This is a genomic window from Curtobacterium sp. ABR8 (assembly GCF_057812125.1).
Window position 1 is genome coordinate 3,725,678 of the sequence record NZ_CM173818.1, and the last position, 21,615, is coordinate 3,747,292.

General features: G+C 68.2%; 28 protein-coding genes. All 28 read right to left on the reverse strand.

Going from position 1 to position 21,615, the window contains the following annotated elements:
• Positions 1-99 precede the first annotated feature (99 nt).
• The 28 genes from rplE to ACXKZB_RS17915 all read right to left on the reverse strand — a co-directional run bounded on the left by rplE (position 100) and on the right by ACXKZB_RS17915 (position 21,606).
• Positions 100-693: a 50S ribosomal protein L5 gene (rplE, locus tag ACXKZB_RS17780; protein ID WP_222658795.1), complete on the reverse strand. Its 594-nt coding sequence runs from the start codon at positions 691-693 to the stop codon at positions 100-102.
• A complete protein-coding gene (rplX, locus tag ACXKZB_RS17785; RefSeq protein WP_111083461.1) occupies positions 693-1,052 on the reverse strand; it encodes a 50S ribosomal protein L24 in 360 nt (119 codons plus the stop codon). Before rplX ends, rplE begins: the two co-directional genes overlap by 1 nt.
• Before the next feature lie 3 nt (positions 1,053-1,055).
• The gene (gene rplN, locus ACXKZB_RS17790) at positions 1,056-1,424 is read right to left on the reverse strand and encodes a 50S ribosomal protein L14 (protein ID WP_111083462.1); all 369 of its coding nucleotides are present in this window, start codon (positions 1,422-1,424) and stop codon (positions 1,056-1,058) included.
• 31 nt (positions 1,425-1,455) lie between these two features.
• Complete coding sequence (gene rpsQ, locus ACXKZB_RS17795) at positions 1,456-1,740, reverse strand: 30S ribosomal protein S17 (protein WP_111083463.1); 285 nt, start codon at positions 1,738-1,740, stop codon at positions 1,456-1,458.
• Positions 1,740-2,060, reverse strand: a complete 321-nt coding sequence (gene rpmC / locus ACXKZB_RS17800; protein WP_111083464.1) for a 50S ribosomal protein L29 — start codon at positions 2,058-2,060, stop codon at positions 1,740-1,742. The genes rpsQ and rpmC overlap by 1 nt, the downstream gene beginning before the upstream one ends.
• Positions 2,060-2,479, reverse strand: coding sequence for a 50S ribosomal protein L16 (rplP, locus tag ACXKZB_RS17805; RefSeq protein WP_111083465.1), 420 nt, complete (start codon positions 2,477-2,479; stop codon positions 2,060-2,062). The genes rpmC and rplP overlap by 1 nt, the downstream gene beginning before the upstream one ends.
• A 2-nt stretch (positions 2,480-2,481) precedes the next feature.
• Complete coding sequence (rpsC, locus tag ACXKZB_RS17810; RefSeq protein ID WP_017885527.1) at positions 2,482-3,294, reverse strand: 30S ribosomal protein S3; 813 nt, start codon at positions 3,292-3,294, stop codon at positions 2,482-2,484.
• The gene (gene rplV / locus ACXKZB_RS17815; RefSeq protein WP_111083466.1) at positions 3,294-3,686 is read right to left on the reverse strand and encodes a 50S ribosomal protein L22; all 393 of its coding nucleotides are present in this window, start codon (positions 3,684-3,686) and stop codon (positions 3,294-3,296) included. Before rplV ends, rpsC begins: the two co-directional genes overlap by 1 nt.
• Before the next feature lie 25 nt (positions 3,687-3,711).
• On the reverse strand, positions 3,712-3,993 hold the full coding sequence (gene rpsS, locus ACXKZB_RS17820) for a 30S ribosomal protein S19 (RefSeq protein WP_017885529.1): 282 nt from the start codon (positions 3,991-3,993) through the stop codon (positions 3,712-3,714).
• A gap of 11 nt (positions 3,994-4,004) precedes the next feature.
• Positions 4,005-4,844 carry a 50S ribosomal protein L2 gene (rplB, locus tag ACXKZB_RS17825; protein ID WP_111083467.1) on the reverse strand — a complete coding sequence of 280 codons (840 nt, stop codon included), beginning with the start codon at positions 4,842-4,844 and terminating at the stop codon, positions 4,005-4,007.
• An 18-nt stretch (positions 4,845-4,862) separates the two neighbouring features.
• Positions 4,863-5,162, reverse strand: a complete 300-nt coding sequence (gene rplW, locus ACXKZB_RS17830; RefSeq protein ID WP_111083468.1) for a 50S ribosomal protein L23 — start codon at positions 5,160-5,162, stop codon at positions 4,863-4,865.
• Positions 5,159-5,818 carry a 50S ribosomal protein L4 gene (rplD, locus tag ACXKZB_RS17835; protein WP_123311740.1) on the reverse strand — a complete coding sequence of 220 codons (660 nt, stop codon included), beginning with the start codon at positions 5,816-5,818 and terminating at the stop codon, positions 5,159-5,161. Before rplD ends, rplW begins: the two co-directional genes overlap by 4 nt.
• Positions 5,819-5,820: 2 nt before the next feature.
• Entirely contained in the window at positions 5,821-6,477 is a 657-nt protein-coding gene (gene rplC, locus ACXKZB_RS17840) for a 50S ribosomal protein L3 (protein WP_488824038.1), read from the reverse strand.
• A gap of 12 nt (positions 6,478-6,489) precedes the next feature.
• Positions 6,490-6,798, reverse strand: a complete 309-nt coding sequence (gene rpsJ / locus ACXKZB_RS17845; protein ID WP_017885534.1) for a 30S ribosomal protein S10 — start codon at positions 6,796-6,798, stop codon at positions 6,490-6,492.
• Between the two features lie 508 nt (positions 6,799-7,306).
• Entirely contained in the window at positions 7,307-8,134 is an 828-nt protein-coding gene (locus ACXKZB_RS17850; protein WP_123311738.1) for a DarT ssDNA thymidine ADP-ribosyltransferase family protein, read from the reverse strand.
• Positions 8,135-8,213: 79 nt separating this feature from the next.
• Positions 8,214-9,191, reverse strand: coding sequence for a DNA topoisomerase IB (locus ACXKZB_RS17855; protein WP_488824039.1), 978 nt, complete (start codon positions 9,189-9,191; stop codon positions 8,214-8,216).
• A gap of 190 nt (positions 9,192-9,381) precedes the next feature.
• Positions 9,382-10,569: an elongation factor Tu gene (tuf, locus tag ACXKZB_RS17860; RefSeq protein ID WP_123311734.1), complete on the reverse strand. Its 1,188-nt coding sequence runs from the start codon at positions 10,567-10,569 to the stop codon at positions 9,382-9,384.
• Between the two features lie 148 nt (positions 10,570-10,717).
• The gene (gene fusA, locus ACXKZB_RS17865) at positions 10,718-12,835 is read right to left on the reverse strand and encodes an elongation factor G (protein ID WP_222658798.1); all 2,118 of its coding nucleotides are present in this window, start codon (positions 12,833-12,835) and stop codon (positions 10,718-10,720) included.
• Between the two features lie 87 nt (positions 12,836-12,922).
• Positions 12,923-13,393 (reverse strand): 30S ribosomal protein S7, encoded by a 471-nt coding sequence (gene rpsG / locus ACXKZB_RS17870; protein ID WP_055950927.1) that lies wholly within the window; start codon positions 13,391-13,393, stop codon positions 12,923-12,925.
• A 5-nt stretch (positions 13,394-13,398) separates the two neighbouring features.
• Entirely contained in the window at positions 13,399-13,767 is a 369-nt protein-coding gene (gene rpsL / locus ACXKZB_RS17875; protein ID WP_017885540.1) for a 30S ribosomal protein S12, read from the reverse strand.
• 228 nt (positions 13,768-13,995) lie between these two features.
• Entirely contained in the window at positions 13,996-15,153 is a 1,158-nt protein-coding gene (locus ACXKZB_RS17880; protein ID WP_488824040.1) for a hypothetical protein, read from the reverse strand.
• 36 nt (positions 15,154-15,189) lie between these two features.
• Complete coding sequence (locus tag ACXKZB_RS17885; protein ID WP_396289550.1) at positions 15,190-15,675, reverse strand: DUF6121 family protein; 486 nt, start codon at positions 15,673-15,675, stop codon at positions 15,190-15,192.
• Positions 15,676-15,702: 27 nt separating this feature from the next.
• Positions 15,703-16,257, reverse strand: a complete 555-nt coding sequence (locus tag ACXKZB_RS17890) for a CBU_0592 family membrane protein (protein ID WP_488824041.1) — start codon at positions 16,255-16,257, stop codon at positions 15,703-15,705.
• Positions 16,258-16,418: 161 nt separating this feature from the next.
• Positions 16,419-17,150, reverse strand: a complete 732-nt coding sequence (locus ACXKZB_RS17895; RefSeq protein ID WP_488824042.1) for a hypothetical protein — start codon at positions 17,148-17,150, stop codon at positions 16,419-16,421.
• Positions 17,147-17,911 (reverse strand): hypothetical protein, encoded by a 765-nt coding sequence (locus ACXKZB_RS17900; protein WP_488824043.1) that lies wholly within the window; start codon positions 17,909-17,911, stop codon positions 17,147-17,149. Before ACXKZB_RS17900 ends, ACXKZB_RS17895 begins: the two co-directional genes overlap by 4 nt.
• Entirely contained in the window at positions 17,908-18,960 is a 1,053-nt protein-coding gene (pilM, locus tag ACXKZB_RS17905; protein ID WP_488824044.1) for a type IV pilus assembly protein PilM, read from the reverse strand. Before pilM ends, ACXKZB_RS17900 begins: the two co-directional genes overlap by 4 nt.
• Before the next feature lie 13 nt (positions 18,961-18,973).
• The gene (locus tag ACXKZB_RS17910; RefSeq protein WP_488824045.1) at positions 18,974-19,807 is read right to left on the reverse strand and encodes a prepilin peptidase; all 834 of its coding nucleotides are present in this window, start codon (positions 19,805-19,807) and stop codon (positions 18,974-18,976) included.
• Positions 19,804-21,606 (reverse strand): hypothetical protein, encoded by a 1,803-nt coding sequence (locus tag ACXKZB_RS17915; RefSeq protein ID WP_488824046.1) that lies wholly within the window; start codon positions 21,604-21,606, stop codon positions 19,804-19,806. The genes ACXKZB_RS17910 and ACXKZB_RS17915 overlap by 4 nt, the downstream gene beginning before the upstream one ends.
• Positions 21,607-21,615 lie beyond the last annotated feature (9 nt).

Consider the following 21,615-nt stretch of genomic DNA (forward strand, 5'->3'; position numbering starts at 1 on the left):
GAGCGATCGAGTGATCCCGGGGCGGTTCCCCAGGATCGGTGTGTTCGTGCGTGCGGGCCGGAGGACGTGAATCCTCCGGCCCGCACCGCCCGAAGTAGTTTAGACCGTCTGCTCGCTGGAGCGGAACGGGAAGCCGAGCTGGCGGAGCAGCGCGCGTCCCTCGTCGTCCGTCTTCGCGGTGGTCACGACAGTGATGTCGAAGCCGCGGACACGGTCGATGCGGTCCTGGTCGATCTCGTGGAACACGGACTGCTCCGAGAGACCGAACGTGTAGTTGCCGTTCCCGTCGAACTGCTTGTCGCTGAGACCGCGGAAGTCGCGGATGCGGGGCAGTGCGAGCGAGATCAGGCGGTCGAGGAACTCCCAGGCACGGTCACCACGGAGGGTGACGTGCGCACCGATCGCCTGACCCTCGCGCAGCTTGAACTGCGCGATGGACTTGCGAGCGATGTTGACCTGGGGCTTCTGACCCGTGATCGCCGTGAGGTCCTTGATGGCCCCCTCGATGATCTTCGAGTCGCGAGCGGCCTCGCCGACACCGGTGTTCACGACGACCTTGACCAGGCCGGGGACCTGGTTGACGTTCGCGTAGCCGAACTGCTCGGTGAGCGTGGCCTTGATCTCGTCCTTGTACTTCTGCTTGAGGCGCGGCTGGGCCTTGGGGGCCTCAGTCGTTGCAGTCGTGTCAGTCATCAGAGCGTCTCACCTGACTTCTTGGCGTAGCGGACACGGACGGTCTTCTTGACCCCGCCCTTCTCCACCTCTTCGGTACGGAAGCCGACGCGGGTCGGCTTCTTCGTCTTCGGGTCGACGAGGGCGACGTTCGACACGTGGATCGAGGCTTCGTGCTTCTCGATGCCACCCGTCTTCGAGCCGCGCTGCGTCTGGCCGACGCGGACGTGCTTCGTGACGAAGTTCACGCCCTCGACGACGACGCGCTGCTTGTCCTTGAGGACCTCGATGACCTTGCCCTGCTTGCCACGGTCGCCGCCACGCTCCTGCGTCGCGCCCGTGATGACCTGGACGAGGTCACCCTTCTTGATGTTCGCCATGGCTTACAGCACCTCCGGCGCGAGCGAGATGATCTTCATGAACTTCTTGTCACGGAGTTCGCGACCGACCGGACCGAAGATGCGCGTGCCGCGCGGGTCGCCGTCGGCCTTGAGGATCACTGCCGCGTTCTCGTCGAACTTGATGTAGGAGCCGTCCTGACGACGGGTCTCCTTCTTGGTGCGAACGATGACCGCCTTGACGACGTCACCCTTCTTCACGTTGCCGCCGGGGATGGCGTCCTTCACCGTGGCGACGATGACGTCACCGAGACCGGCGTAGCGACGACCCGAACCACCGAGCACGCGGATGGTCAAGATCTCCTTGGCACCCGTGTTGTCGGCGATCTTCAGGCGGGATTCCTGCTGAATCACTGCTGTCTCCTATTCCGAAGCAGGCCGAGGCCTACTTGGCCTTCTCGAGGATCTCGACCAGGCGCCAGCGCTTGGAAGCGCTGAGGGGACGGGTCTCGCTGATCACGACGAGGTCGCCGACACCAGCGGTGCCGAGCTCGTCGTGGGCCTTCACCTTGGACGTGCGACGGATGATCTTGCCGTAGAGCGCGTGCTTCACGCGGTCCTCGACCTCGACCACGATGGTCTTGTCCATCTTGTCGCTGGTCACGTAGCCGCGACGCGTCTTGCGGTAGCCGCGAGTGAGGGCGGCGGAGGTCTTCTCTTCGTTCGCCATTACTTCTCCTCGGCGGTCTCGGCCTCGGTCGACTCAGCCGGCTTGTCAGCCTTCTTCGTCGTCTTCTTGGCCTTGGTGGCGGTCTCGACGGGCGCGGGAGTGGCACGGATGCCGAGCTCGCGCTCGCGGAGGACGGTGTAGATGCGTGCGATGTCGCGCTTGACGGCACGGAGACGACCGTGGCTCTCCAGCTGGCCGGTGGCCGACTGGAAGCGGAGGTTGAAGAGTTCCTCCTTGGCCTTCTTCAGCTCGTCAGCGAGACGCTCGTTCTCGAACGTGTCGAGCTCCGTCGGACGGAGCTCCTTGGAACCGATCGCCATTATGCGTCGCCCTCCTCGCGCTTGATGATGCGTGCCTTGAGGGGCAGCTTGTGGATTGCACGGGTCAGCGCCTCACGGGCGATGTCCTCGGTGACGCCGGAGAGCTCGAAGAGCACACGACCCGGCTTGACGTTGGCGACCCACCACTCGGGCGAGCCCTTACCGGAACCCATGCGGGTCTCAGCCGGCTTCTTCGTGAGCGGACGGTCCGGGTAGATGTTGATCCAGACCTTGCCGCCACGCTTGATGTGACGCGTCATGGCGATACGAGCGGACTCGATCTGACGGTTGGTCACGTACGCCGGGGTGAGGGCCTGGATGCCGTAGTCGCCGAAGCTGACCTTGGTACCACCGGTTGCCTGACCCGAACGCTTCGGGTGGTGCTGCTTGCGGTGCTTGACTCGACGGGGAATAAGCATGGTTACGCCTCAACTCCTGCGCCGGCCGGCGCGTCCTGCGGGGCCTGCTGCGGGCGGCGGTCACCGCGGTCGCCGCCACGACGGTCGCCGCCACGGTCGCCGCGCTCACCGCGCGGGCCGCCACGACGCTCGGGGCGCGACGAACGCTGGTTCGCCTGCTCGCGAGCGAGCTCCTTGTTCGTGATGTCGCCCTTGTAGATCCAGACCTTCACGCCGATGCGGCCGAACGTGGTCCGGGCCTCGTAGAAGCCGTAGTCGATGTTCGCGCGGAGGGTGTGCAGCGGCACACGGCCTTCGCGGTAGAACTCCGAACGGGACATCTCGGCGCCGCCGAGACGACCCGACACCTGGATGCGGACACCCTTGGCGCCGGCGCGCTGTGCACCCTGCAGGCCCTTGCGCATGGCGCGACGGAACGCGACACGAGCGGAGAGCTGCTCGGCGATGCCCTGCGCGACGAGCTGGGCCTCGGTCTCGGGGTTCTTGACCTCGAGGATGTTCAGCTGGATCTGCTTCTTGGTGAGCTTCTCGAGCTCACCGCGAACGCGCTCCGCCTCGGCGCCGCGGCGGCCGATGACGATGCCCGGACGCGCCGTGTGGATGTCCACGCGGACACGGTCACGGGTGCGCTCGAGCTCGATGCGGGCGACACCGGCGCGGTCGAGGGTCTTCTTCAGGTACTCGCGCACCTTGATGTCCTCGGCCACGTAGTCGGCGTAGCGCTGACCGGCCTTCTTGCTGTCGGTGAACCAGTGCGAGACGTGGTCCGTCGTGATCCCGAGACGGAAGCCGTACGGGTTGACCTTCTGGCCCATTAGTTGCTCGCCTTCTTGCTCGTCGCGGCAGCCTCGGCCTCTTCCGGCGTCGCGAGGACGACCGTGATGTGGCTGGTGCGCTTGTTGATGCGGAAGGCCCGGCCCTGGGCGCGCGGCTGGAACCGCTTCAGGGTCGTACCCTCGTCGACGAAGACGCGGCTCACGTAGAGGTCGCGCTCGTCGAGGAAGCTGTTCGTCGAGTCAGCCTTCACCCGGGCGTTCGCGATCGCCGAGGCGACCAGCTTGTACACGGGCTCCGAAGCGCCCTGGGGGGCGAACTTCAGGATGGCGAGCGCCTCGTGGGCCTGCTTGCCGCGGATCAGCTCGATGACGCGACGGGCCTTCTGAGGCGTGACGCGGATGTGTCGCACGCGTGCGATCGACTCCACCATTTCGTTCCTCCTCTGCGTCCCCGCGTTAGCGGCGACGGCCCTTCTTGTCGTCCTTCACGTGACCACGGAAGGTGCGGGTCGGCGCGAACTCGCCGAGCTTGTGACCGACCATCGACTCGGTGACGAACACCGGGATGTGCTTGCGGCCGTCGTGCACGGCGATGGTGTGCCCGAGCATGTTCGGGACGATCATCGACCGACGCGACCACGTACGGATCACGTTCTTGGTGTTGGCCTCGTTCTGCGTGACGACCTTGCGGAGCAGGTGCTCGTCGACGAAGGGGCCCTTCTTCAGACTGCGTGGCATCTTCTGAACTCCTACTTGCGCTTCTTGCCGGCGTTACGGCGACGGACGATGAGCTTGTCGCTCGGCTTGTTCGGCTTGCGCGTGCGACCCTCGGCCTGGCCCCAGGGGCTGACCGGGTGACGACCACCGGAGGTCTTGCCCTCGCCACCACCGTGCGGGTGGTCGACCGGGTTCATCGCGACACCACGCACGGTCGGGCGGACGCCCTTCCAGCGCATGCGGCCGGCCTTGCCCCAGTTGATGTTCGACTGCTCGGCGTTGCCGACCTCGCCGATCGTGGCGCGGCAGCGTGCGTCGACGTTGCGGACCTCGCCCGACGGCAGACGGAGCTGCGCGTAGGGGCCGTCCTTGGCGACGAGACGCACCGAGGCGCCGGCGGAGCGGGCCATCTTCGCGCCGCCACCGGGGCGGAGCTCGATGGCGTGCACGACGGTACCCACGGGGATGTTGCGCAGCGGCAGGTTGTTGCCGGGCTTGATGTCGGCGCCGGGGCCCTGCTCGATGACGTCGCCCTGCTTGAGCTTGTTCGGCGCGATGATGTACCGCTTCGTGCCGTCCACGTAGTGCAGGAGCGCGATGCGCGCGGTGCGGTTGGGGTCGTACTCGATGTGAGCGACCTTGGCGTCCACGCCGTCCTTGTCGGAGCGACGGAAGTCGATCACGCGGTACTGGCGCTTGTGGCCACCACCGATGTGACGCGTGGTGATGCGGCCGGAGCTGTTGCGACCACCGGTCTTCGGCAGCGGACGAAGCAGGGACTTCTCCGGAGTCGAACGGGTGATCTCAGCGAAGTCGGCGACCGACGAGCCGCGACGACCGGGGGTCGTCGGCTTGTAGTTACGAATAGCCATGATTTATCCCTCTGGTCCTCAGCCGACAGCCGTGAAGATGTCGATCGAACCGGACTTGAGCGTCACGATGGCACGCTTGGTGTCCTTGCGCTTGCCGAGACCGAACTTGGTGCGGCGGGTCTTGCCCGGGCGGTTCAGCGTGTTGATGCTCGCGACCTTGACCTCGAAGATCTTCTCGATGGCGAGCTTGATCTCGGTCTTGTTCGAACGGGGGTCCACGATGAACGTGTACTTGCCCTGGTCGATGAGCGCGTAGCTCTTCTCCGAGACGACCGGCGAGATGATGACGTCGCGCGGGTCCTTGTTGAAGCCGCTCATGCGGTGATCTCCTTCGCGGTCTTCGACGCGATGAAGGCGTCGAGGGCGCTCTTGCTGAAGACGACGGCGTCCGACTTGAGGACGTCGTAGGCGTTCAGCTGGCCGTACGAGAGCGCGTGGACGTTCGGCAGGTTGCGGATCGACTTGAGCGTCAGCTCGTCGTTCGACTCGAGCACGATCAGCACGTGCTTGACCGGCGCGACCTTCTCGAGGAGCGTGCGGGCGACCTTGGTCGAGGGCACGTCGGCCTCGACGAAGCCGTCGACAGCCGAGATGCGGCCACCGCGGGCGCGGTCCGAGAGCGAGCCGAGCAGCGCTGCGGCGATCATCTTCTTGGGGGTGCGCTGCGAGTAGTCGCGGGGGGTCGGTCCGTGGACGACGCCACCACCGGTGTGCTCGGGAGCACGGACGGAACCCTGACGGGCGCGGCCGGTGCCCTTCTGCTTGAACGGCTTGCGACCGGCACCGCGGACTTCGCCGCGGTTCTTGGTCTTGTGGGTGCCCTGACGCGCGGCTGCGAGCTGCGCGGTGACGACCTGGTGGATCAGCGGGACGTTGGTCTCGACGTCGAAGAGAGCTGCGGGCAGCTCGACGGTGCCGGACTTGGCACCCGATGCGTCGAGGACGTCGATCGTGGTTGCGGTCGTGGTGGCCATGATCACTTACCCTTCACGGCGGTGCGGACGAAGACGGAGCGGCCACGAGCACCGGGGACGGCGCCCTTGACGAGCAGCAGACCCTTCTCGGCGTCGATGGCGTGCACCGTGAGGTTGAGGACGGTCACGCGGTCGCCACCCATACGACCGGCCATGCGCATGCCCTTGAAGACACGCGACGGGGTCGAGGAAGCACCGATCGAGCCGGGCTTGCGGTGGTTGCGGTGCGCACCGTGCGAGGCGCCGACGCCGTGGAAGCCGTGGCGCTTCATGACACCGGCGAAGCCCTTGCCCTTGGAGGTACCGACGACGTCGACCTTCTGGCCCGCCGTGAACGTGCTGTCCACGGTGAGCTCCTGGCCGAGCGTGTACTCAGCGGAGTCGTTGGTACGGATCTCGGTGAGGGTGCGACGCGGGGTCACGCCAGCGGCCTCGAAGTGACCGGCGGCCGGCTTGTTGACCTTGCGCGGGTCGATGGCGCCGGCGGCGATCTGGATCGCCTCGTAGCCGTCGCGCTCGGCGTTGCGGATCTGGGTGACCACGTTCGGGCCGACCTCGATCACGGTGACGGGGATGAACTTGTTGTTCTCGTCCCACACCTGGGTCATCCCGAGCTTCTTGCCGAGGAGGCCCTTGACGGTCTTGGTTGAGTTCGCCATTGGTCAGCCCCCTTACAGCTTGATCTCGATGTTGACGTCTGCCGGCAGGTCGAGTCGCATGAGCGAGTCCACGGCCTTCGGCGTCGGGTCGACGATGTCGATGACCCGCTTGTGCGTGCGCTTCTCGAAGTGCTCGCGCGAGTCCTTGTACTTGTGAGGGGAACGGATCACTGCGATCACGTTCTTCTCGGTGGGGAGCGGCACCGGGCCGACCACGGTCGCACCGGCACGGGTCACCGTGTCGACGATCTTCCGGGCCGACGTGTCGATGACCTCGTGGTCATACGACTTGAGCCGGATGCGGATCTTCTGTCCCGCCATGTGTCTCTTGTCCTCTCTGCGCCGCGCACCCTCTGGCCGCCTGACGCCGCTCGGCTCTGCATTCCTGCAGACCGTGCTGTTTTCCTGAACCAACCGGCCGCATCCGCTGGGGATGACCGCTGTTCACCTGTCAACCGCGCGGGCGACCTTGGCCGTCCAGCGTGGGCAATCGACTTCCTCGCACTCCGGGCGCAACAGTGTCGCGTCCGTCATGACCTCGGGGAGTCGTGTTCTGCTGCCTGCGGCCCAACCCAGCCCTGCTGAACAGGGGGGTTGTGCACTGCCAGAGCAGTGATCCTGCGGACTCGCACCCGCGGGGAATTCGGAACCGGACAAGTCTCGCATGTCCCGAGCCCGCGTGCAACCCGGGCGTGTCGCGGGATACCGGGCGTGTCGACACCGGCTCGCTTCCCGGGATCCACGCGGATCGGACGGTCGGGAGGCCCGGCTCGCCGCCGCAACGCGGAGCGCCCTCCGGAGATGGTCCGGAGGGCGCTCGTGGAGACGGTTACTCGGCCGTCACCGGGGGCACGAACCAGGGCGGGAAGACCGCCACGCGCGGCGCGTGTCCGCCGTGGTCGGCGAGCACCGCACGGACCGTCTGCCGTGCCTTGTCGTTCGGGACGCCGATCACCGCGACCGACGAGAACGGCACGCTCGGCCCGGCGAGGAGCTCGAGTCCGAGCATCTCCGGGTCGGAGAAGTCGGTGCGACGGATCAGGTTGGTCGCAGCGTCCGGGCCGACCGCGAACCGCACGTCGTCGGCGTCGGCGTCCTGGTCGGCGACGACCACCGAGGCGCCGAACGCCGACACCGGGACGACGAGCACGACGTAGTCGACGGCGCGCGTGCGGCGCGCGGCGTCGGACCACCGCTCGCCCTCGGCGCCGGTGCGGAGCTCGTCCCAGCGGACGGCGTCCGGCGACAGCGTGAAGGGCACGTGGCTGGCGATGGTGCTGCCGTCGGGCGCTTCGGCCTCGGCGCGGGCGGCACGGGTCTCCGGGCTGCTGACGTCGACGGCGGGCTCCGCCTGGTCGGCCGCCAGGATCGCGCCGGACCCGACGATGCCGTCGAGGTTGTCGATGTGGGTCACGTGGTGCGCGCGCAGCGACGCGAAGACCCGGGCCTCCGGCAGCTCGGCCGACGACGACCGGAGTGACGTCGGCGAACGGAGCGACGTCCCCGGGCCGGAGGCCGGCGGGTCGACGCGCAGGTTGGTGGTGATGCGGGTCCGCCGTGGCGTCGGAGCGGCAGGGATCGCCGACTCCTCACGCTGGCGGGGCGCGCAGATGTCGCAGAGTTCGGTGGGGAAACCGTGGATGCACTCGTCAGTCACGACTGTTGTGGGTCCTTCCGTGCCGTGTGGGGTGGTCCGGCACGTCGACCAACGCTACGTCATCCGGACGCCCCCGGGGTCATTGTCGGTAGAGCAGCGCCCGGACCTCGGACTCGGCAGCGTGGATCCGAGCCGGATCGATGGTCTCTCCGTGCTCGTAGGCGTCGAGCAACCGCGGGTCGATGTAGCTCTGTCGGCACACCGTCGGGGTGTTCCCGAGCTCCTCGCTCGCGGCCTTCACGGCGTGGGAGACGGCGCGCTTCCGCTTCGCCTCCGACGACAGCGGACCGGTCCGTGCCAGGTCGACGGCCGCGGCCACCGTGCCGTGCAGGGTGCGGAAGTCCTTCGCCGTGAACTCGTCGCCCGCACGTTCCTTCACGTAGGCGTTGATGTCCTCTGCGGAGAGCGGCTCCCATTCGTCCCCACGGCGTTCGCGGAACGAGAGCAGTCGCGCGTTCGGCCCGCGGCGCTTCATGCCGGCGATGACCGTGGCGAGGTCGGCGTCGTGGATGGACGACGACCACTCCTGGCCGCTCTTGCCGGGGAAGTCGAGCTCGATGTCGTCACCGGAGACGTGCGCGTGGGCACAGAGCAGGGTCGAGAGCCCACGGCTGCCGTGTTCCGTCGCGTAGCGTTCCGAACCGACCCGGAGGGACCCCTGGTCGAGCATCCGGAACGCAGCAGCGAGCGCCCGGCGGCGATCGGGCTCCGGGCGGCGGAGGTCCTGGGTCACCCCGCGACGCGCGACCGGCAGCGACTCGGCGAGGGCGAGGGCGCGGTCGTACTTGATCCGGTCCATCCGCTCACGCCAGGACGGGTGGTACATGTACTGACGTCGACCGGCACCGTCGATCCCCGTCGCGAGCACGTGCCCGTTCTCGTACGGCGAGATCCAGACGTCGTCCCACGCCGGCGGGATGACGAGGTCCTCGAGCCGTTGACGGACCGCGGCATCGGTGACGGTCGCACCGTCGGGATCACGGTACGAGAAGCCGCGTCCGCTCCGGACACGGTGGTAGCCACGACCGGAGGTCGTGGAACGGCGCAAGCGGGTCACCTGTCCGAGCCAACTCCACGATGCCTGGGACCCCGCACGGGGCGGACCGGCGCCGTCGCAGCGGACCCGCCCCGGGCCTCCCGTCCGACGCCCGTCGGGGCCGTGAGCGGCCGTCAGTGGCGCGTGGACCGGAGACGACAAAGCGGGGCCGAGCCCGAAGGCTCGACCCCGCTGAGGCAGGTAACCGGAGTTACTTGAGGATCTTCTCGACCGTACCGGCGCCGACCGTACGACCACCCTCACGGATGGCGAAGCGGAGGCCCTCCTCCATGGCGATCGGCTGGATCAGCTCGACCGTCATGGCGACGGTGTCACCGGGCATGACCATCTCGGTGCCCTCGGGCAGCGTGATGACGCCGGTGACGTCCGTGGTGCGGAAGTAGAACTGCGGGCGGTAGTTCGCGTAGAACGGGTTGTGACGCCCGCCCTCTTCCTTCGTCAGGATGTACGCGTTCGCCTGGAACTCGGTGTGCGGCGTGACCGAACCCGGCTTCACGACGACCTGGCCGCGCTCCACGTCCTCGCGCTTGAGGCCACGGATGAGCAGACCGGTGTTGTCACCGGCGACCGCCTGGTCGAGCAGCTTGCGGAACATCTCGATGCCCGTGACGGTGGTCTTCTGCGTCGCGCGGATGCCGACGATCTCGACCTCCTCGTTCAGGTTGAGCGTGCCACGCTCGACGCGACCGGTGACGACCGTGCCACGACCGGTGATCGTGAAGACGTCCTCGATCGGCATCAGGAACGGCTGGTCGGTGGCGCGCACCGGGTCCGGCACGTGCTCGTCGACCTGGGCCATGAGGTCCTGGACCGACTTGACCCACTTCTCGTCGCCCTCGAGCGCCTTGAGCGCCGAGACCTGCACGACGGGAGCGTCCTCGTCGAACTGCTGCGAGCCGAGGAGCTCGCGGACCTCGAGCTCGACGAGCTCCAGGATCTCCTCGTCGTCCACCATGTCGGACTTGTTCAGCGCGACGACGATGTACGGGACGCCGACCTGGCGGGCGAGCAGGACGTGCTCACGCGTCTGGGGCATCGGGCCGTCGGTAGCGGCGACCACGAGGATCGCGCCGTCCATCTGCGCCGCACCCGTGATCATGTTCTTCACGTAGTCGGCGTGACCGGGGGCGTCGACGTGCGCGTAGTGACGCTTCTCGGTCTGGTACTCGACGTGCGAGATGTTGATCGTGATGCCGCGCTGGCGCTCCTCGGGAGCGTTGTCGATCTGCGCGAAGTCACGGGCCTCGTTGAGGTCCGGGTACTGGTCGTGCAGAACCTTGGTGATCGCCGCCGTGAGCGTGGTCTTGCCGTGGTCGACGTGACCGATGGTTCCGATGTTGACGTGCGGCTTGGTGCGCTCGAACTTGGCCTTGGCCACTGTGGGTCCTCCTCAGGACTCGGAAGCGTCATCCCCGGCCGGCCCTGGATGGGCTCGCGACCGTTGATGCGCGGTGTGTGTCTTTACTTTACTTGGTGGCGGGGGGCCCGTCGCCGGGCACCCCCGCCTGTGGAGAGACGCTCGAGCGTCACTCCCCCGCGTTCTTCGCGATGATCTCCTCGGCGACCTTGGCCGGGACCTGGCTGTAGGTCTCGAAGGTCATCGAGTAGACCGCACGACCAGAGGTCTTCGACCGCAGGTCGCCGACGTAGCCGAACATCTCGGACAGCGGCACGCTCGCGCGGACCACCTTGACGCCCGAGGCGTCCTCCATCGAGGCGATCTGGCCACGACGGGAGTTCAGGTCACCGATGACGTCGCCCATGTACTCCTCAGGAGTACGGACCTCGACGGCCATGATCGGCTCGAGGATCGCCGGACCGGCCTTGCGAGCCGCTTCCTTGTAGGCGATCGAACCGGCGATCTTGAACGCCATCTCGGACGAGTCGACGTCGTGCGCCGCGCCGTCCTTGAGGGTGGCCTTCACGCCGACCGTGGGGTAACCGGCGAGGATGCCGACCTGCATGGCGTCCTGGATACCGGCGTCGACCGACGGGATGTACTCGCGCGGGACACGGCCACCGGAGGTCGCGTTGACGAACTCGTAGACCTTCTCGCTCGTGACCTCCATCGGCTCGAGCGCGATCTGCACCTTCGCGAACTGGCCGGAACCACCGGTCTGCTTCTTGTGGGTGTAGTCGTAGCGCTCGACGACCTTCGTGAGGGTCTCGCGGTAGGCCACCTGGGGCTTGCCGACGCTCGCCTCGACGTGGAACTCGCGCTTCATGCGGTCGACGAGGATGTCGAGGTGGAGCTCGCCCATGCCCTTGATCGTCGTCTGACCGGTCTCGGCGTTGAGCTCGACGCGGAACGTCGGGTCCTCTTCGGCGAGCTTCTGGATGGCCGTGGAGAGCTTCTCCTGGTCGGCCTTCGTGTTCGGCTCGATCGCGACCTCGATGACCGGCTCCGGGAACGTCATCGACTCGAGGACGACCTGGTTGGTCGGGTCGCACAGGGTGTCACCGGTGGTGGTGTCCTTGAGGCCGATGACCGCGTAGATGTGGCCAGCGGTCACGTTGGCGACCGGGTTCTCCTTGTTGGAGTGCATCTGGAAGATCTTGCCGATGCGCTCCTTCTTGCCCTTGGTCGAGTTGATGACCTGTGCACCGGACTCGATCGAGCCGGAGTACACGCGGACGTAGGTGAGGCGACCGAAGAAGGGGTGCACCGCGACCTTGAACGCCAGGGCCGAGAACGGCTCCGACGCGTCGGGCTTGCGGATGATCTCCTTCTCCTCGTCCTTGACGTCGTGGCCGATCATCGGCGGCACGTCGAGCGGGGACGGGAGGTAGTCGATGACGGCGTCGAGCATCGGCTGGACACCGCGGTTCTTGAACGCGGAACCGCACAGCACCGGGTAGAGCGTGCTGCTCACGGTGAGGGCGCGGATCGCGGCCTTGATCTCGGCGACCGAGAAGTCGGTGTCGCCCTCGAGGTAGCGCTCCATGAGGACGTCGTCCGCCTCGGCCACGCGCTCGATGAGCTTCTCGCGGTACTCGGCGGCGCGGTCCTGCAGGTCGGCCGGGATCTCCTCGATCTCGTACTTCGCACCCATCGCGACGTCACCCTTGGCGTCGCCGCGCCAGGTGAGTGCGCGCATCTGGACGAGGTCGACGACGCCTTCGAACGAGCTCTCGGAACCGATCGGCAGCTGGAGCACGAGGGGCTCCGCGCCGAGGCGGTTGATGATCGTGTCGACGGTGTAGTAGAAGTCCGCGCCGAGCTTGTCCATCTTGTTGACGAAGCAGATGCGCGGGACGTTGTACTTGTCCGCCTGACGCCACACGGTCTCGGACTGGGGCTCGACGCCCTCCTTGCCGTCGAAGACGGCGACGGCACCGTCGAGGACGCGGAGCGAACGCTCCACCTCGACCGTGAAGTCCACGTGACCGGGGGTGTCGATGATGTTGATCTGGTTGTTGTCCCAGAAGCAGGTCGTCGCGGCCGACGTGATCGTGATGCCGCGCTCCTGCTCCTGCGCCATCCAGTCCATCGTGGCAGCGCCGTCGTGGACCTCACCGATCTTGTGCGTGATGCCCGTGTAGAACAGGATGCGCTCGGTCGTCGTGGTCTTGCCGGCATCGATGTGCGCCATGATGCCGATGTTGCGGACCTTGTTCAGGTCGGTGAGCACGTCCTGTGCCACAGGGTTCCTCCGGAAGAGTTGTAGGAGAGGTTGGCGGCCGTCCGGGCGCCGGGGTTCTTGACCACCGGTGCCCGGACGGTGCCGGGACTACCAGCGGTAGTGGGCGAAGGCCTTGTTCGACTCGGCCATCTTGTGCGTGTCCTCGCGGCGCTTGACCGCGGCACCGAGGCCGTTCGACGCGTCGAGGATCTCGTTCATGAGACGCTCGGTCATCGTCTTCTCGCGACGGGCCTTGGCGTACGAGGTCAGCCAGCGGAGCGCGAGGGTGTTCGCGCGGTGCGGCTTGACCTCGACCGGGACCTGGTAGGTCGAGCCACCGACGCGGCGGCTGCGGACCTCGAGGGTCGGACGGACGTTGTCGAGCGCCTTCTTGAGCGTGACGACAGCATCCTGCTGGTTCTTGGCAGTGACGCCCTCGAGTGCACCGTAGACGATGCGCTCGGCGAGGCCCTTCTTGCCGTCGAGCAGGATCTTGTTGACGAGCTGGCTGACGATCGGCGCACCGTAGACCGGGTCGGCGACGACGGGACGCTTGGGGGCGGGACCCTTACGAGGCATCTAACTCAACCCTTCTTCGCGCCGTAGCGGCTACGAGCCTGCTTACGGTTCTTCACGGCCTGGGTGTCCAGGGCGCCACGGATGATCTTGTACCGCACACCGGGGAGGTCCTTCACACGACCGCCACGGACGAGCACCATCGAGTGCTCCTGGAGGTTGTGGCCCTCACCGGGGATGTACGCCGTGACCTCGGTGCCGTTCGACAGCTTCACACGAGCGACCTTGCGCAGTGCGGAGTTCGGCTTCTTCGGGGTGGTGGTGTAGACGCGGGTGCACACACCACGCTGCTGGGGGTTCGCCTTCAGGGCGGGCGCCTTGGTCTTGGTGACCTTCGGCGTACGACCCTTGCGAACCAGCTGCTGAATAGTAGGCAACTGTTCTCCTGGTTCTTCGCTCGTGCTCTCTGGCCGGCGCGATCCGCCGGCTTCCTCGTCCCACGCTGATGACCGCCTGACGGCGGAGGAACCTGCGGGGGACGGAGTGGTCCGGCTGGGCGATCTCGCTCGCCGGACTTTTCGGGCGCGCCCGAGGGCGCACACCCAGAAGAGACTACCCGCGTAACGGAACGAAATCAATCCGGGCCGGCACCACGCCGGACACCGTCATGAGCCGGTGTCCGAGGACCCGTTGCCGACCGCCGAGCGGAACGTCGCGCCGGAGCTCGAGAACCCCGTGATGTACCCGCTCGCGTTGACGTTGAGCGGCCCGGCCGAAGCCGTCCCGGTGCCGCCCGCGCCGGCGATGTCCGCCGTGAAGGTCGCCCGGCCGAAGGTGGTGGTGGAGACCAGCCACCCGTTCGAGGTCCAGCTGCCGACGGCGACCGTGGGCCGTGACTCGAGCGTCCACTTCTCGTTCGTGTACGTGTACGCGGGGTTCTCGCCGTAGGCGTAGAAACTGCACCCGGCCGGGGCGGCGTCGTTCGAGGCGATGCAGCCGTCGACCCATGCGTCCACGGCCCGCTTCGCCGCCTGCTCCCCCGCGTTCGTGAGCGCCGCGGTCATCTGCACGGATGTCGAGGCACCGACCCCGAATCCGCCCACGTCGGCGCTGCCGCCCGTGGCCTTCGTCCACTTGCCGCCGTCGTACGTGACCGCGTAGGTCCCGGGGAGCGCGCGGAGACTGACGGTGCCGTCCTTCGAGGTCTTCGTCGACGTCCCCGCGACCTCTACCGACGCGCCGGACGGGCCCCGGACACTGACGTCGACGCTGCCGAGCTCGGGCGCCTGCAGCTCCCACACCGGGAACACACCCCAGTCGGTACCGGTCTTGTCGAGCGTGAAGGTCGCCGCGACCTCCCGTCCGCTCTGGCGGAGGTAGGCGCGAACGGTGGCGGTGTCGCCGTCCGTCCGCGTCGCAGCCACCCGGTAGCCGGTGACCTTGGCCGTCGCCTTCGCGTACGCGGCGTCGGTGAGGAGCACGTCCGACTTCGTGCGGTCGACGCCCGCGGCGTCGAGGGCTTCGGGGACCTTCCCCGCGGTCAAGTCGTCGAGGAACGCCCGAACGGGGCGGTCGGCCGAGTGGGTGGCCGAGCCGACCGAGAACCCGACGACGCCGGCGACGAGCAACAGCACGACCGCAGTGCTGCCGGCGATGATCCCGACTAGCTGGCCGCGGCGGAGCTTCCGGCGCGGAACGCGCGGCGCGGGCGTGGTGAACCCGGCGCCTGCCGGCCCCTCGTGCGTCCCGCGGATCGACGCCACCGGCGGCACGGCTCCCCAGCCGCTCTGCTGGTCCGGATCCGGTGTGTGCTGGTCGCTCATGGTTCCCCCGTTGCGTGTGCGTCGTGCCCGGGCAGACTACCGCCCGGCGATGTCGTCGCCCGCGACCGTCGACTCCTGCCGCCGGTCTGCGTCCGGCGTCCGACCCGTCGTCCGGGCCTGGTGCCGGGCCATGGAGATCCCGCCGATCACCGACAGGAGCGCCACCACGACGGACCCGACGACGAACGGGCCGAGCGCGTAGCCGGCCGGGAAGACGAGGAGTTCGGTCAGGTCGCGGCGGATCACGGCGTACCCGACCGCGCCGACGCCGAGCATCACCAGGTAGGCGGTCGCGGCGGCGACCAGACCGGTGACACCGGGGTTGCCCTCACGCGCACCGACCGCGGTCGCGAGGAACACCACCACGGCGGCGCCGATCACCATGGCCGGGCCGAGGTACGGGGTCGCGTCCGGCTGCGCGATCGCCTCGACGTCGGCGAGGAGCGCTTCGAACCCCGCGACGGCGACGACGAGCGCGATGAAGAGGACGGACGTCATCGTCGCGATCAACCACCGGGACATGAGGTGATCGTATCGCCGCCGGGGCGGTCAGCGGGTGGCTTCGGTCCGCTCCGCGTGGTCGGCGTGGTCAGCGTGGTCCACCTGCTGCTGTGCTGCGGCGACGAGGGCGAGTGCGATCGTCGCAGTGATGATCGGGACGGTCTCGGTCATCGGAGCGGCCTGCGTCGTGCTGGCGGCCGGTGCGGCCTGGAGGCCCGGGGCTGCGTCCGCCTCGGAGGGCTCCTCCGACTCGTGGTCGCGCAGGGCGGGGCCGATGATCGGCAGGACCCCGGTGGTGGACGCCGGCTCGGCGTGCAGGACGGTCGCCTCGGAGGCCGCCGGCTCGCCGCGCTTCGCCGCGCGACGGGCGCGTCCCATCTTCACCAGGACGACCACGGCCACGATCGCCCAGATGCCGTTGACGATGGTCGACGGCACAGCGTGGTGTGCGGCCACGTTGACCGCGACGGCCAGACCCCCGACGAGGTTGAAGAGCTGGTAGACCGGCCCGTTCGGGAGCTTCCCCGTGGAGAAGAGTATGTAACCCGCCAGCACGGTTACTGCTCCGAACCAACCGAAGAATTCAACGATTCCGACCAACACGCGCGACTCCGGGCACGACGAGGAACGGCCGATTCGAGCCGACCGTTCGAGAGAGGATGAGCAGCCGCGATCACGGCCTCGTGAGCATCGTACGCAGGCCGACGGGTGTCGCGGAAGAGGGGGCGGCGTGGCGCGTCACACCCCAGTCCGCGGGGGTCGGATCAGCCCTTGGCAGCTGCCGTCGAGCTGGAGTCCGAGAAGACGTAGATCGAGCCGCTGAACGTCCATGACGGCTCTTCTGCCTGCGCGTCCGAGTCGGCGGCCGCCGTGCTCGGCGACGACGACGAGATCGAGTCGATCAGGAAGAGCCGCGCGTTCGACTGCGCTCCCTTGACGAAGGCGAGCGCCTCGGGGAACTCCCCGTTCACGGTCACGGACACGGGGATGACGGAGAAGTTCTGCGCCGTGATGCTGCTGTCGGTGGCCGTCTTCGGCGCAGCGGGTGTGGTCGCCGCCGCCGTCGGTGTCGCCGAGGACGTCGCCGTCGCGGCGCTGTCGGACGATGCCGACGCTCCGCCCGTCGTGCCTTCGGAGCTCGCCGCTGGCGGGGTGTACGCCGTCGCGTCCCCCACGGTGATCGTCGCGACCTGGACCCCGGCCGCGTCAGCGGTCCCGTTCAGCTGGCTGATGAACGACGAGGCGCCCGCGGAGTCCGGCACCGACGCCCGGAGCGTCGCGAGCCGGGTCCGCATCTCCGGCAGGCTCTTCGCCTGTTCGCGGAGGCGGGCTATCTCGGCGCGCGTGGTCGCGTTGCCGGCGCTGATGCTCTCGGTGTCGCTCTTCGCCGTCGCAGCACGGTCGAGCTGCGGCTGCACGCCGAGGAAGAAGCCGCCGGCAGCAACCACGACCGCGGCGACGACGGCGAGCAGGAGCATCAATCGGTTGCGGCTCATGATCCGTCCTTCGCTGCGTACTTGCCGTCGTAGACCTTCTCGTCGAGGTGGATCGTCATGTCCACCGTGTAGACGTTCGTCGACGTGTCGAGCGTCACCGAGTTGGCGTTCGCGTCGACGAACCCGCGCAGACCCTTCACGGAGTCGAGCCAGGCCGGCACCGACGGCAGCGTCGGGCTCGCGGCATCGATCGTGAGGGTTGCGACCCGTTGGCCCTGCAACGGACCGGTCGCCTGCGCGTAGGCCTCGAGCGGGGTCGCGGAGTCGATCTGGACACCCGTGATCGTCACACCGGCCGGGAGCGAGTCCTGCACTCGTTGGAGCGTCGTCTGCCAGTCGATCTCGGTCGAACCACCGACCTGCTGGGCGGCGCGCAGGAGCTCGGACTGCGTCTCCGTGCTGCGCACCTCGCGGTACTGCTGCTGCTCGACCAGGAGTGAGTCGGTCTGCTCACGCGCGGCGACGAGCTGGGCGTCGGCCTGCATCGCCGACGCGGAGGCCAGGACGACTCCCGCTCCGACCGCCACTGCGACGACCACGACACCGAGCCAGGCCCGTCGGACGACCGCGCGCTGGCGACGATCGATCAGGACCTCGGTCGGCAGCAGATCGACTCGTGGCACGCCGCCCACGACGAGCGGCTGGCCGGCGCCGCGTCCTTGCCGCTTCGTCCGTTGGGCGGTGTCCGCCGCGATCCGGACCTCGTGGGCGGCCCCGGTGCCGCGTCGCGCGCGCTTCGAGGGCTCGAGGATCTTGGTCATGCTGCGCAGCTCCCGGTCGCGAGGCCCCAGGCGACCGCCACGGCGAGACCGCGGCCGGCGACGTCCTCTCGCCGGATCGACCGGCTCGTGGGCGCGTCGGCGAACGGGTCTCCGATGCTGACGTCGATGCCCGTCGCCGCATGCAGCGCCTCGGCGAAGCCCGGCAGCTGGGCGCCACCGCCGGCGAGGACGAGGCTCTGCACGCCGGACCCGGGCCTGGTGCTGACGAAGTAGTTCACGGTGTTGCGCAGACTCGTCAGCAACTCGTTGCTGAGATCGCGGACGGTGGCGGCGGCACGGATGTCATCGGGGGTCTGCGCCCGGGCACCGAGACCGATCCACCGCTTGACGGCCTCGGCCTGGTCGACCGCGATGTCGAGGGCCGTCGCGAGGGTCCCGGTCAGGTCGTCGCCGCCACTCGGGATGATGCGCACGAACTGCGGGACGCCGTCGGTCGCCACGACCACCGTCGTGGTGTTCGCTCCGATCTCGGCGAGTGCGTGGGTCCCGGGGAACCGCGATGCGGGGAGGTAGACCCGGGTGAGGGCGAACGGGATCAGGTCGACACCGATCGGGTTCAGGCCGGCGAGCTGGACCGCGCGGACGTTCGCGAGCACCGCGTCCTTGATGGCCGCGATCAGGAGACCGTGCACGACCGGGCCGTCCGCACCGTCAGACTCGGACACCGGGTAGAAGTCGAGGATCGCGTCCCCCACGGGCACCGGGAGCATGTCCTGGACCTGGAAGGGCAGCGACTCGCGGATCTGCGCGAGCGGTGCCTTCGGGACCGTGAGGTCGCGGGAGAGCACCCGTTGGTTCCCCATGCCGAGGACGACGTCCTTCGACCGGAACCGTCCGACGCGCCAGAGCTCCCGGAGGCTGGCCGCGATCGTGTTCGGTTCGAGCACCTCGCCGCGCTTGGTCGCACCGACGGGCAGGGGGACCTCTGCCACGCGCTGGATCACGGGGTCCGGCTTGTTCGGGTTGGTCACCTCGACAGCGCGGATCGTCTCACCGCCGATGTCGATCCCGACGACGTTCTTCGCCATGTGTGGTCCTTCCTCAGGCCAGTCCGATGATCCGCAGGTACCCGTCGAGGACCGACTGACCGATGAACACACCGAGCCAGGCACCGCCGAGCATCCAGGGGCCGAACGGGATACCGGAGCCGCGCTTCGCACGTCCGGCCACCATGAGGCCGATGGCGAAGCTACCGCCGAGCAGGAAGGCTCCGAAAGCTCCCACTGCGAGGGGTCCCCATCCGAGGTACGCGAGCACGAGGCCGAGCACTCCGGCCAGCTTCACGTCGCCGAGCCCCATCCCGCCCGGGACGACGAGCGCCAATGCCAGGTAGCCGCCACCGAGGACGACCAGACCGACGCCCGCGCGCAGGAGCGCACCCCAGTCACCGCTCAACGCGCTCGCGGCCGTCAGCAGCGCGGCGAGGACCGGGTAGGCGGGCAGCACGATCGCGTTCGGCAGGCGGTGGACGTCCAGGTCGATCAACGTGAGCGCGACCGACACCGCCATCAGGTACAGCATCGCGACGAGGACGGTCGTCGCGACCGCCGCCTCACGGGCATCGGTGGCAGCGAGCAGCGCAGGCCCGAAGCGCAGCACGACGAGGGCGAACAGGGCCGCCGTGGCGAGTTCGACGAGGGGGTAGCGGACCGAGATCGGCGCGGCGCAATCGCGGCACCGCCCGCGCAGCACAGCCCATGAGAGCACCGGGACGTTGTCCCGTGCCCGGATCTCGTGACCGCACCGCGGGCACGCGCTCGCCGGTGCGACCACGGACAGACCGGCCGGGACCCGGTGGACCACGACGTTGAGGAACGAGCCGATCGCGAGCCCCGTTGCCGCTGCGAACCCGACGACCATCACCGCGGCGGTCACCGTGGGCTCCCGCCTGCGTCGTAGGCCGGCTTGACCTCGATCTGGGAGGTCACCTTGTACGTGGTGACCACGGGCTGCGGGAAGAACGGCGGGGTGTAGCTCGCGAGACTCGTGTCGTAGCCGTACGCCTTGAGGTACCCGTTCGATCCCTTGCCCACGGCTCCGCGGTAGCGCTGGGCGATCGAGCCGTTCACCGTCAGGGTTCCCCGGTCCCCGCCGTAGGCGTAGTTCTGCACCGTGAACGTGCCCTGGTTCGACAGGAGCGCTCCGGCGACCGTCCGGTTGTCCGCGAGGAACGCGTACGCACTGGCGCCGCTGAAGTACATCGGGTTCCAGACCAGCACGGCCTCCTGCCCGACGATGCCGAGCACGGTCGAGGCGGCCCTCGCGGTCACGTACTGCAGGTCCCCCGTGATGTAGACGTAGTTCTCGGCGGACAGCGTGATCGACGCATCGACCTTGCCGGACACGAAGAGGTCACCGTTGCTGCAGCCGTAGGCGGTGCTGAACGGGACCGGCGTGCCCTGTGCGTTCCGTGGGTTCGACTCCGAGTACGTGCCGGAGTACCCGGAGATCTGCCCCGTGTAGGGGAAGCCCAGTCCGTTGTCGGTCACGGAGGAGCTCTTCATGCATGCGGACGGTGCCGTGCGGGCCGTGTACTTCGACCAGTAGTAGTTCGGGTTCGTGGTGCTGCCGCTGCCCGCGGAGGCCGGCTCGTCCTGCACGTAGACCAGGTTGTTGGCGAGCAGACTCGTGCTCAGTGTGGCCCCCGCCCCCTGCAGGTCGGCGATCGCCCCGCACTTCGCCGGGGTCGAACCGTAGGGACTCGACTTCTGCAGGTTCGTCGCGAGCGTGAGCGGCGAGCGGACCGTCATCTTCCCGTTGCCGAGGAAGGTGATCTGGGTCGGTCCCGTGTACAGGCAGCCGGTCCCAGGGGTGGTCGAGGTGATCGCTGCGTCGTCGGAGTACATGCGGTCGCGACCGGCACTGATCGTCGATGGGGGCGTGTAGGACCCGACCGTCTCCGGCTGGTAGCCGCTGTAGTACTGGTACGACGGCGTCCGCTTCGGTGAGCACCCGTAGTCGGTGGTGCCGACTGCGGACTGCACGGTGTTCTTGAACGTCCCGCCGCAGATGAGCATCACGTCGTTCGACCGGATCGGTCCGTTCAGGGTGTCACCGTCCTGGAACTGGATCCGCGAACAGGCACTCTTGCCGCCACCGGGCGAGTTCGAGAACGTCGCGTTCTGGTAGACGTTCGAGCAGTCCTCGCCGGTGATGTCCGGATCGCCGGATTCGTAATCGGTCCAGTACAGGTAGTTCGAGAACCCGTCGGGCTTGACGTTCGCGACCAGGGTCCTGGTGGTGTTGCCTGCCTTGCCGGTCACCTGGACCCGGACGATGCCCTGCTGCCCGTAGATGCTGTTGTCGACCGCGTACCGGTAGAACGTCGAGCCGCTGGCACCCGTCGAGTCCGGCACCGCGACCCAGGTGGTGAACGCAGCGTTGTCCCCGGTGCGGTTCGGGAACGTGTTCCCACTGCTGAACGGCTGGGCGGTGTCGCCGTACTTCGTCGCGTAGGTGTTGTCGGCGTTGACCCGCGACTGGTAGTCGGCGAGCCCGGCGTACGCCGCCGCCATCGCGTTGGCGCCGTCACGATCGGAAGCCGACTTGGTCGCGCCGGACGTCGAGAGGCCGACCATCGTCGCGGCGAGGATCATCACGATCACCCCGATCCCGAGCACGGCGGTGAGGGCGACACCCCGGTCGTCGTCCCGCGAGCGGATCGCGTCGAGCATGCGGCGCAC

Bases quoted from the DNA above. Each gene is read 5' to 3' on its own strand.
- rplE (WP_222658795.1), bottom strand. From the start codon at position 693: ATGACTGACACGACTGCAACGACTGAGGCCCCCAAGGCCCAGCCGCGC.
- rplX (WP_111083461.1), bottom strand. From the start codon at position 1,052: ATGGCGAACATCAAGAAGGGTGACCTCGTCCAGGTCATCACGGGCGCG.
- rpsQ (WP_111083463.1), bottom strand. From the start codon at position 1,740: ATGGCGAACGAAGAGAAGACCTCCGCCGCCCTCACTCGCGGCTACCGC.
- rpmC (WP_111083464.1), bottom strand. From the start codon at position 2,060: ATGGCGATCGGTTCCAAGGAGCTCCGTCCGACGGAGCTCGACACGTTC.
- rplP (WP_111083465.1), bottom strand. From the start codon at position 2,479: ATGCTTATTCCCCGTCGAGTCAAGCACCGCAAGCAGCACCACCCGAAG.
- rpsC (WP_017885527.1), bottom strand. From the start codon at position 3,294: ATGGGCCAGAAGGTCAACCCGTACGGCTTCCGTCTCGGGATCACGACG.
- rplV (WP_111083466.1), bottom strand. From the start codon at position 3,686: ATGGTGGAGTCGATCGCACGCGTGCGACACATCCGCGTCACGCCTCAG.
- rpsS (WP_017885529.1), bottom strand. From the start codon at position 3,993: ATGCCACGCAGTCTGAAGAAGGGCCCCTTCGTCGACGAGCACCTGCTC.
- rplB (WP_111083467.1), bottom strand. From the start codon at position 4,844: ATGGCTATTCGTAACTACAAGCCGACGACCCCCGGTCGTCGCGGCTCG.
- rplW (WP_111083468.1), bottom strand. From the start codon at position 5,162: ATGAGCGGCTTCAACAAGGACCCGCGCGACGTCATCATCTCGCCGGTC.
- rplD (WP_123311740.1), bottom strand. From the start codon at position 5,818: ATGGCCACCACGACCGCAACCACGATCGACGTCCTCGACGCATCGGGT.
- rplC (WP_488824038.1), bottom strand. From the start codon at position 6,477: ATGGCGAACTCAACCAAGACCGTCAAGGGCCTCCTCGGCAAGAAGCTC.
- rpsJ (WP_017885534.1), bottom strand. From the start codon at position 6,798: ATGGCGGGACAGAAGATCCGCATCCGGCTCAAGTCGTATGACCACGAG.
- rpsG (WP_055950927.1), bottom strand. From the start codon at position 13,393: ATGCCTCGTAAGGGTCCCGCCCCCAAGCGTCCCGTCGTCGCCGACCCG.
- ACXKZB_RS17880 (WP_488824040.1), bottom strand. From the start codon at position 15,153: ATGAGCGACCAGCACACACCGGATCCGGACCAGCAGAGCGGCTGGGGA.
- ACXKZB_RS17885 (WP_396289550.1), bottom strand. From the start codon at position 15,675: ATGTCCCGGTGGTTGATCGCGACGATGACGTCCGTCCTCTTCATCGCG.
- ACXKZB_RS17895 (WP_488824042.1), bottom strand. From the start codon at position 17,150: ATGAGCCGCAACCGATTGATGCTCCTGCTCGCCGTCGTCGCCGCGGTC.
- ACXKZB_RS17900 (WP_488824043.1), bottom strand. From the start codon at position 17,911: ATGACCAAGATCCTCGAGCCCTCGAAGCGCGCGCGACGCGGCACCGGG.
- pilM (WP_488824044.1), bottom strand. From the start codon at position 18,960: ATGGCGAAGAACGTCGTCGGGATCGACATCGGCGGTGAGACGATCCGC.
- ACXKZB_RS17915 (WP_488824046.1), bottom strand. From the start codon at position 21,606: ATGCTCGACGCGATCCGCTCGCGGGACGACGACCGGGGTGTCGCCCTC.